At 55.6% G+C, this 9,345-nt stretch carries 8 protein-coding genes; 3 read left to right on the top strand and 5 right to left on the bottom strand.

Annotated features, from left to right (window positions below; all coding sequences use genetic code 11):
* Positions 1 to 238: 238 nt before the first annotated feature.
* The gene (locus tag ENI00_RS14900; RefSeq protein WP_304104108.1) at positions 239 to 694 is read left to right on the top strand and encodes a GatB/YqeY domain-containing protein; all 456 of its coding nucleotides are present in this window, start codon (positions 239 to 241) and stop codon (positions 692 to 694) included.
* Positions 695 to 845: 151 nt separating this feature from the next.
* The gene (locus ENI00_RS14895) at positions 846 to 2,432 is read left to right on the top strand and encodes a diguanylate cyclase domain-containing protein (RefSeq protein ID WP_304104106.1); all 1,587 of its coding nucleotides are present in this window, start codon (positions 846 to 848) and stop codon (positions 2,430 to 2,432) included.
* On the opposite strand, the gene ENI00_RS14890 is transcribed toward ENI00_RS14895, so the two are convergent.
* From ENI00_RS14890 to ENI00_RS14870, 5 genes are all read right to left on the bottom strand, one after another.
* Positions 2,372 to 2,869: a DUF2780 domain-containing protein gene (locus ENI00_RS14890; RefSeq protein ID WP_304104104.1), complete on the bottom strand. Its 498-nt coding sequence runs from the start codon at positions 2,867 to 2,869 to the stop codon at positions 2,372 to 2,374. The genes ENI00_RS14895 and ENI00_RS14890 overlap by 61 nt on opposite strands.
* A gap of 142 nt (positions 2,870 to 3,011) precedes the next feature.
* A complete protein-coding gene (locus ENI00_RS14885) occupies positions 3,012 to 4,244 on the bottom strand; it encodes a cation:proton antiporter (protein ID WP_304104102.1) in 1,233 nt (410 codons plus the stop codon).
* Between the two features lie 23 nt (positions 4,245 to 4,267).
* A complete protein-coding gene (locus ENI00_RS14880) occupies positions 4,268 to 5,308 on the bottom strand; it encodes a magnesium transporter (protein ID WP_304104100.1) in 1,041 nt (346 codons plus the stop codon).
* 89 nt (positions 5,309 to 5,397) lie between these two features.
* A complete protein-coding gene (locus ENI00_RS14875; protein ID WP_304104098.1) occupies positions 5,398 to 6,714 on the bottom strand; it encodes a substrate-binding domain-containing protein in 1,317 nt (438 codons plus the stop codon).
* Between the two features lie 138 nt (positions 6,715 to 6,852).
* Complete coding sequence (locus ENI00_RS14870) at positions 6,853 to 7,707, bottom strand: YihY/virulence factor BrkB family protein (protein WP_304104096.1); 855 nt, start codon at positions 7,705 to 7,707, stop codon at positions 6,853 to 6,855.
* 188 nt (positions 7,708 to 7,895) lie between these two features.
* Between ENI00_RS14870 and ENI00_RS14865 the strand changes: the two genes are divergently transcribed.
* The gene (locus ENI00_RS14865) at positions 7,896 to 9,221 is read left to right on the top strand and encodes a PQQ-dependent sugar dehydrogenase (RefSeq protein ID WP_304104093.1); all 1,326 of its coding nucleotides are present in this window, start codon (positions 7,896 to 7,898) and stop codon (positions 9,219 to 9,221) included.
* The last annotated feature ends 124 nt before the right edge of the window (positions 9,222 to 9,345 follow it).

The following is a 9,345-nucleotide window of genomic DNA, read 5'->3' as shown; positions in this document are numbered from 1 at the left end:
GAAGAAGGTCTTTGACCAATGGGGACTCGTGTCGTTGCTTGATACAGTATTACGGCTTCAGCGCCGACCATGAACCGCCGTATACGGAACCGTACGTACGGTGGTGTGAGAGGACGGCGGGAGTAATCCCGCCTCCTACTCGATTTGGTAATTGAACCTGTGCCGGTTTTCCGTTAAATCTAGCGCCTCTCTCAATTCGAAATAGGTTCCCTTAACCCCCAATAGCAGGAGTCAGACAATGGCGGAATCATCACTTAAGGAACAATTGAGCAACGCGGTAAAAAACGCGATGCGGAGCAGGGATAAAATCCGGCTTGTCACTTTGCGCATGGCGCAGGCTGCCATCAAACAGATCGAGATTGATGAGCGCCGCGACCTGAATGACGAGGACGTTTTGAAGGTGCTGGACAAAATGCTCAAGCAGCGCCGCGATTCCGCCAGTCAATACGATGCTGCCGGCCGCGAGGAGTTGGGCGACAGGGAACGGGCGGAAATGGTGATTGTTGAGGAATTCATGCCCGCCGCCCTCGCTGAGGATGAGCTGGGCGGCCTGATTCGTGGAGCAATCCGCTCAACCGACGCCCAGGGGATGCAGGACATGGGACGTGTGATGAACGAGCTGCGTCCCCAGGTACTGGGCCGGGTCGAGATGGGCTATTTGAGCAAAAAAGTACGGGCCGCGCTGGCGAGCTAATGGGCCGCAACATCGGGCCTGCCCGCCGAATTTACAAGGGAATGGGGATCCATTTTTTGAATACAACAGAGAATGAGCTCGCGCCTTTTGTAACTCAACTCGTGGCGCGAATAGTGACCCAAATCGAGACTCAAATAGCGACTCGAATGCTATGAAGCAGCATCCCTCATTAATGGTGATTCTGCTGGCGCTGGTTGGGTTGGGGTTTTGTGCCGCCCTCAGCCGTGGCTTGTACCTGGAGGAAACCGAAAGCATTACTCAAGAGTTTCGTGCGGATGTTACCCAGCTTACGACCGCCTTTGAACGTGAAGTGCTGCTGAACCTTGAAATCCTGTTCGCTTTGAAGACCTCTGTGGGCATGATGCCGGAGATGAATGCAGAGCTTTTTGGCAGGCTGACTCGGCCGATACTTGAACGCACTCCGGCTATCAAGGCGCTTGCCTGGGCTCCGGTTGTCAAACAGGAGGATCGGACCGGGTTTGAGCAACGGCAGCAGAGTTGGTATCCCGGGTTTGTGTTAACTGAGGAGTCGGCGACGGCGGGCGCTGTGCCGTCGAAAGAGCCGCCTTGGCTCGTTCCTGTGCAGTTCATTGAGCCTATAGCGGATAATCGGCCTGCTATGGGTTTTGATTTGTCGAGCGAGAATAAGCGGAGGACGGCCCTGTTGACCGCGAGAACGACCGGGCGAATGGTCGCGACGGCTGCCATCGAACTGGTGCAAGAGCGGAACCACCAGAAAGGCTTGCTGGTTTTTGCGCCCTTGTACCGCGGTGCCTCCGATACCACACCGAAGGACCGCGAGATGCGCCATTATGGTTTCTTGAACGGCGTATTTCGAGTCGGCGAACTGGTGAATCAGTCGATTCCGACGGCCATCGACAGCAACATCCTGATTCAGGTTGTGGATCGCACTGAGGCGGACCCGGATGTGATATACAGCACTGGCCGCTCCAGCGATGAGCGCTGGCTGAGAAGCCTGATCCACGAAGTACCCCTTGCGCCCATCGCGGGCCGACATTGGGTGATTCAGGCCATGCCCGGGAAGACGTTTGTGAGTGCCAGGCGCGGATACCTGCCTTCCCTTGTTATTGGATTCGGCTTTTTCTTTATCACCTTGTTAGTGTTCTTTGCAGTGCGAAGCCTGCGGCAGAATGCGGAACTGAACACTGCCAAGCACGAGCTGGAGAGAATGTCCCTGACCGATTCGTTGACCGGGCTCGCCAATCGCCGCCATTTTGATCTTTATCTTGAGCAGGAGTGGTTGAGGGCTTTACGCCAGAGTCAGCCGATTTCGATGGTCATGCTGGATGTTGATTACTTTAAGGCATTTAATGATGCTTATGGTCACCCGGGCGGTGATCAGTGTCTGAAACAGGTTGCGCAAGTATTGGAACAGGTGGTGCGGCGACCGACCGATCTGGTCGCGCGTTATGGCGGTGAGGAGTTTGCTCTGATATTGCCCGATACCCAGGATGCTGCTGCGGTCGCTGAGGCCTGCCGTGTTGCCATTCAGGCGCTTGGCATTGTCCATGAATTCTCAGATGTGGCGCAGGAGATCACCATCAGTGCAGGCGTATGTAGCCTGGTTCCGACGAGGGAACTGTCACCCGAGTTACTGATACTGCAAGCCGATAATGCACTTTACGAAGCCAAGGAAGCTGGCCGCAATCAAGTGTTTCAGCCGGCAGGCGCCCAAAGGCCTTGCAGTTGCCCCAGCAACGAGGAGCCAACGCCTTGATCTCCCAGGAAGCCCATTATAATCGGCACAAATTGCTGGATCATGGAGCTGTCCATACCCAGCGCCGAAAAGGCTGACTGAACTCCGCCCATGGACGAAACATTAGAGAGCAGGCTTTCGCTCAGACCGCTGTTGCCGCCCAAAAGGCCTGACAATCCCGACGCTTTGCTTGCGACCGCGCCCATAGTGTCAGTGCCAAGCTGATTTTTCGCCAGTTGTAACAATGCGCCTGTGCCACCAACCGCCTGAGTTTTGGTGATGCCCAGTTGACCCTCGAGTTGACCGACCAATTGCCGGGCATCGCCATTGACTTCGGTTGCGGATGAGAGGGCTTGTGTCGCGCCGGGCATCATGTCATTCAGGCTCAAAGCGCCAGCGGTCGGTGCTAACAGATAGATGCTTGAAACAAAAAGAAACTGTTTGAGAATCGCGTTCATTGATACATCCTGCGGGGTGTCGTCGAGGTTCTTTGTATATTGGGACGATTTAAGCAAAATAAAAGTGCGGAAAACCGAAACACAAAGGATCTCTCGTTGCGGTAATCCTGGCCCGGTGGGCACGCAGGCGCGGCCCGTTCTGCTAAGCCGCGCTCCCCAAAAATCGCTTTACCGTCAAACCCTGGAACAGGATGGAAAACACCACCACCACATAAGCCATGGGCAGAATCAGATCCCTCTCCGGCCCGGCGGGCAGTGCCAGTGCCAGCGCAACGGAGATGCCGCCTTTCAGGCCACCCCAGGTTAACGCCAAAATGGAACGTGAGGTGTGTTCCTGAAACGGTTTTAACGCCATCACCGGTAAACCCACCGCTATCAGGCGCGCCAGCAGCACCAGCGGAATCGCGGCAAGCCCGGCTAGCAGTACCGGCAACGCAAAGGTGACGATCAGAACTTCAAGGCCTATCAGCAAAAACAGAACGGCGTTCAGTACTTCGTCGATTAATTCCCAGAACGTATCCAGATTTCGCTCGGTCGTTTTTGACATTGCATACCGCCGACCATGATTGCCGATCATCAGCCCCGCGACTACCACCGCCAAAGGACCGGACATATGCAGTCGGCTGGCAAGTGCGTAGCCGCCCGCCACCAGCGCAATGGTCACCAGAATTTCGACCTGATAATTGTCAAGCCCACGCAGTAGCCGATACCCCACCCATCCCAGTAAAAAGCCTAACGTCAATCCACCCCCCGCTTCCTCCAGAAACAGCAGGCCGATGCCCGGGAGCGTCGCGTCGGTATCACCCTCTGCAATGCGCAGAATGGCGACAAATACGACCACAGCGACGCCGTCATTGAACAGGGATTCGCCCGCAATTTTGGTCGACAGTGATTTTGGGGTGTCTACCGATTTAAGAATGGCCAGTACCGCGACCGGGTCGGTGGGGGCAACCACAGCGCCGAAGAGCAGGCAGTAGATGAACGGCAGTGGAATCGTGAGCCAGCCCAACGCGAGCCACATTGCGCATCCCACTAAAAATGTGGTGACCACAACACCCAGGGTCGCCAGCAGCGCCACCAGCCATTTCTGGTCGGCCAGATCGTCGAGGTTTACGTGCAGGGCGCCGGCAAACAATAAAAAGCTCAACATGCCGTTCAGTAATGTTTCACCCAGATCAACCTGCCCAATCAGTTGCTCTGCCCAGTGGGTCAGATCCTGTCCGCCCAAATGGCTGACACCCACCAGAGCCAGCGAAAATGCCAGCGAAAATGCCATCACGGCGATACTGGTGGGCAAGCCAATAAACTTGGCATTGATATAGCTGAACAACGCGGAGAGGCTCAGCAAGATGGCGATAATTTCAAACAGCGTCATGTGTTTCTTCGCATTCAGTCCGGTTATAGCACCAGTGAGGTGGCCAGGAACAGCATCAGACCCATGCCGATGATGTCGGTGAAGGTGGTTAGAAAGATGCTGCTTGCGGTGGCCGGGTCGGCACCAAAACGCTTGAGCAGCAACGGTACAGCCACCCCGAAAATGCCGCTGCCCATGCAGGCGCCGATCATGGCGATAAAGATGACAAGACCAAGCATGGCGGGGTTGGCGGAATCGGTGGACACGGCGTAGGCGTACATGGCGATGCCCGCGATTACGCCTACGGCGGCGCCATTGAGCGCGCCCAGCAGAATTTCCTTACGCAGCAATTGTCTGATCGGGTAATCGTTTATTTGCCCCAGGGTAATGCCTCGCAGGGTGATCGCCAGTGCCTGGCAGCCGGTATTGCCACTTTGCCCGGCCAGTACCGGCAAGAAGGCGGCCAGGGCGACGATCTGGGTTATTGTGCTCTCAAACATGCCGACCACGAAGGCGGCGGCAAAAGCGGTGAGCAAATTTACTTGCAGCCAGGGGTGACGCATGCGAAAGGCAGCAAGTACCGGCGTGTTAATCTGCTCTTCTTTTGCCACGCCATACTGTGAGCCGGCCTGTGCGCTCAGTTCCGAGGCAATGCGTTCATACAGTTTCCAGCCGCGCACCTCACCCACCACGTGCTGCTGTTCGTCCACCACCGGGTACATCCGGTAGTGGCGATAAAGCACCTCGCTGACCGCGTCTTCCACTTTTGTGTCTTGCTGAAAGGCGAAGGGCTCGCGCGTCATGATGCTGGACAACGCCTCGGAGGGTTTGGCGAGAACCAGGTCGCGCATACCCACCACACCAACCAGGCGGTCATGTTGAGTCACGAAGATGTAGCTGATCTCGGAAACGTCCGTGCTCTTTACCATGAACGTCAGCGCCTCGGCGACGGTATTGCTGTCCGGTAGCGTGGCGGTTACCGGTGTCATCAGTTCGCCGACGGTTTCTTCCGTACCGGAGAGCACCGCAAGTGTGGCGGCGGCGTTCGGTGCAGCTACTTCGTCCAGCTCCATAGTCTGCGTCATGTCGCGCTCCGGTATTAGTGTTCGAGAGTCAGTGTTGGAGGTCTGACTATAACAGGGGGCTGAGCGGGGAGTGAAGCAGGTCTGGCGCGCTAGCGGGATCTGATCCAGATCTCCACTCGGCCATTGCGTTGGTTGCCGCTGCCGCCAACAGGCATGTATTGCCCGTATCCTGTGTAGGCTACGTCTGGGACACCTGATTGTTGCAGTGCTTTGCGAACTGACAATGCCCGCAGTTCAGAGATCATCTGCGCCCGCAGTTCGTGGCTCTGCATGTCTGCAAATCCGATCAACAAAAGATCTCCAGCCGATTGGTTCTCTTCTTCAAGGTAACGTTGCAGCCTTTGCAAATCCCGCTGTGCCTTGTTGTCGAGTTTTGTGCGCCCTTCGGAAAATCGGAAGTTGACGGTCAGCCGTTGGTAATTTTCGATCAGTCGACGAAAGGTATCCGGAGCGGAATCGTCCAGCGTCGGTTTGATGGCGATGAGATTCTGGGAAATAAATCCGGACTCCGCAACCAGAGTCTGGCCTTTCGGGCCAAGAGCAAACTCGATCAAGCCGGCAGCCAGAGGCGGTGTCTGTTCTCCGATCGTGTACATGAACAGGCGCCGAGAGAGCGGGTAGTCTTCGCTGGCCACGGTCAGTTGGTTGGGGAGAAGTGCCGGCGCGTTGCCCTCTGAAATTGCCAGCAGTTTGCTGTTGCGTACTGAGGCGAGGCCCGAAAATCCGATCCCGCTGGGATCCTGGCTGACGTCGTCGGAAAGCTGATCGTTGGATTCGTAGCGCTGCGCCGTGTCATTCAGTGTGTAAGTTTTACCCAGTATCAGGGATTTGAAGGTATCCCAGGTGCCTGAACGGTTGTCTCTGGCGTATAGCCGAATGGCACGGTCCGCGCCACCAAGCTCAGACCAGTTCTGAATCTGCCCCGAAAATATCTTGCCCAGGGTGTCGATGCTCATCTGGTTGATGGGGTTGGATGGGTGAACCAGTATCGCCAGACCATCGATGGCAATCACGTGTTCGTTCTCCAGGGCCGTCAGGTCAGCCTGGCCTCGAAGCTGTTCCGCTTCTTCAGGCTTTACCGGGCGTGATGATGCCCAAATGTCTGCATTGCCCGCCGAAAGTGTCTTGAAGCCGGTACTGGAGCCGTGGGCCGCGACTAATACATCGGTTGTGCGGTTTCCAATTCGTGTGAAAATGACGTTTTCGTTTGCCTCGCCCGTGCCCTTTGATGAGATCGGATTATCGCTTTTTTCCTCCAAAAAGCCGGTCACCAGCATCGGCGCCAGGGTTGCGCCAATGGTATTGGAGCCGTGAATTTCCAACTCATAGGCTTGAGTTGATAGTGAAAGAGTGGCGGCTAAAACAAGTCTGAACAATGTGACAGGCGTTCGTGTGGCTCGAGACATTATGAGAAAAGCCTATTCAAGACAGATGGTTGAGATCTGTTCAGAATGCTTCATCAATATGACATTGGTGTTTCAGATGCTGTGCAGCGCCTTTTGGTTGGTGAGACTGCAAGTACTACTTGGACGCCATCGCCGGTATCAGTCCGGGGAGACATACCAGGGCAGGCCCAGCTGTTCGCTCCGCTCCAGCTCCGCAATGACCTGGGCGCCGATCAACAGGATAATGGACGCAATTTCCAGGCTGATTAATATCACAATGATGGTGGCCAAGGAGCCATATATGACATTAACGAAGGATATATTGATGAAGTAGTACATCAGCAGCAAACGGGTAGCTTCCCAAAGCGTGGCTGCAACCAGTCCGCCCACCAGGGCTCTGCGAGGAGAGATGCGCACAATGGGTAAAACCTTGTAGATGGCGCTGAACAGAATAAACACACCCACGAAACTGATCAGGTACAGAATTAACCCCGGGGCGTCGTAAAACGCGTTGATCAGGCTGAACAGCAAAGTCAGGGCTAACAGCCCCGCGCCCAGTATCAGAATGAAACCATACGGCAGCACGGCAGACACCCAAAAGCTGCGACGCGGGGTGTCCGGTCGGTGGAAGATGATAGCAATGGAACCTTCCAGCATGCTGAAAGCGAACGAACTGAAGAACAGCATTACCGGGAGGCCGACAATGCCGATGATGTCCCTGGATGCCATAAAAGCCTTAACGGCATCCAGCAACAGGCTGACATGAGCCGGAGCAAAATGCTGTGCCTGTACTGCCATAACTTCCAGCAATTGGTCTTCGTTCACCACGTGAGTCAGTAATACTGCCAGCAGGGCGAGCATCGGCACGGCCGACAACAGCACGTTATAACCAACGCCACCTGCCAGCAATACCCCGTGATTGCGCAGAAAATTGCGTAAAACCCGGTAGGAGAATTGCAGAAACTTCCGGGCCTGGCCTGTGTGTGGCTGGTCGCTATCGGTTGTGCCTGTCATCGATTAATCCTGATACAGAGTTTGGGTATTTCTCACGTCAGATAGAGTGCGATGTTATCTCGGTGTCAAAATATTTAACACTTTTATGCCAGCGTTGACTCGCTGAATGAAGATTTTTTCGCGCAGAGAAAGCAATTGCAGCGAAATCGGCTTAGGCTTGAGTTGTTTTGGTCCTGGAGCTCACGATTATGACCCCGCGTTATCTGTTATTACCCATAGGTCTGACACTCACACTGACTGCCTGTGGGACCGTCGCTCAGCTTTCCGTTGCTGAGGGAACCGGCCCAAACCCGACGTTACCCGGCCCGGACGAATCTTTGATTCCTACCGTCAATATTGCCACAGCGATCGGCTGGCCCACAGGCGGAAAACCGGATGCCGTTGCAGGCACTCAGGTGGTCGCCTTCGCAGACGATCTCAAGCACCCTCGCTGGCTTTACGTGCTGCCTAATGGTGACGTGCTGGTCGCTGAAACCAACGCGCAGCCGAGGCCAGACAGTGGCGGCGGCCTTCGTGCCTGGATCCAGGGAATGATCATGGAGGAGGCCGGTGCCACGGTTCCCAGCGCAGACCGGATTACCCTGCTGCGGGACAGTGATGGTGACGGCGTAGCCGACAAACGCTCGACGTTATTGAAAAACCTGAACTCTCCCTTTGGCATGGCGCTGATCGGTAACAACCTTTACGTTGCCAACACGGATGCCGTCATGCGCTTTCCATACGAGCAGGGGCAGACTCGTATCACTGCCGAAGGCGTCAAGGTGACCGATCTGCCCGCTGGAAAAATCAATTATCACTGGACCAAGAGCCTGATTGCCAGCCCGGATGGCGACACGCTATACGTTGGTGTGGGCTCCAACAGTAATGTTGGCGATAACGGTCTTGAGCAGGAGAAAGGCCGCGCGTCCATTTGGGAAATTGACCCGGACACCGGTCAGCACCGGGAGTTTGCCACTGGCCTGCGCAACCCGGTGGGTATGGCATGGCAGCCGGAAAGCGGCAAGCTCTGGGTCGCCGTCAATGAGCGTGATCTGCTCGGCAATGATCTGGTGCCTGATTACATGACCTCGGTGACAGAGGGTGGTTTTTACGGTTGGCCCTTTAGTTATTATGGTCAGAACGTGGATGAACGGGTAAAGCCGCAGCAACCGGAAAAAGTAGCGCAGGCCATCAAGCCAGACTACGCCCTCGGGCCGCACACCGCGTCGTTGGGGCTGGCCGCCGCCGAGGGCAATACCTTACCTGAGCAATTCCAAAAGGGTATGTTTGTGGGTCAGCACGGGTCCTGGAACCGCAAACCTCGCAGCGGCTATAAAGTCATCTTTGTTCCCTTTGCAGATGGGAAACCTAATGGGCAACCGGTTGATATACTCACCGGGTTTGTCAATGAAGACGACGAAGCCCAGGGTCGACCGGTTGGCGTTGCCATCGACAAGCGGGGAGGGCTTTTAGTGGCGGACGATGTGGGCAACATAATATGGAGGGTCAGCGGCGCAGAATCGCCGGTGCAGTGAACGGCGTCTTTTCGGCCATATATTGGCAATGAATCTTGACCTGGTGGTCGGTTGTCTCCAGGATAGCGGCCGGCTTCGGCCTGGCTATGATGCGTGATTGAGTCATGCGCCTGCCCGGGGCAGT

Origin of the sequence: Marinobacter antarcticus (genome assembly GCF_011049865.1) — a bacterium.
Taxonomy (GTDB): Bacteria; Pseudomonadota; Gammaproteobacteria; order Pseudomonadales; family Oleiphilaceae; genus Marinobacter; species Marinobacter antarcticus_A.
Note: the sequence above shows the minus strand (reverse complement) of the source record. Positions and strands in the feature narration are given on the sequence as shown.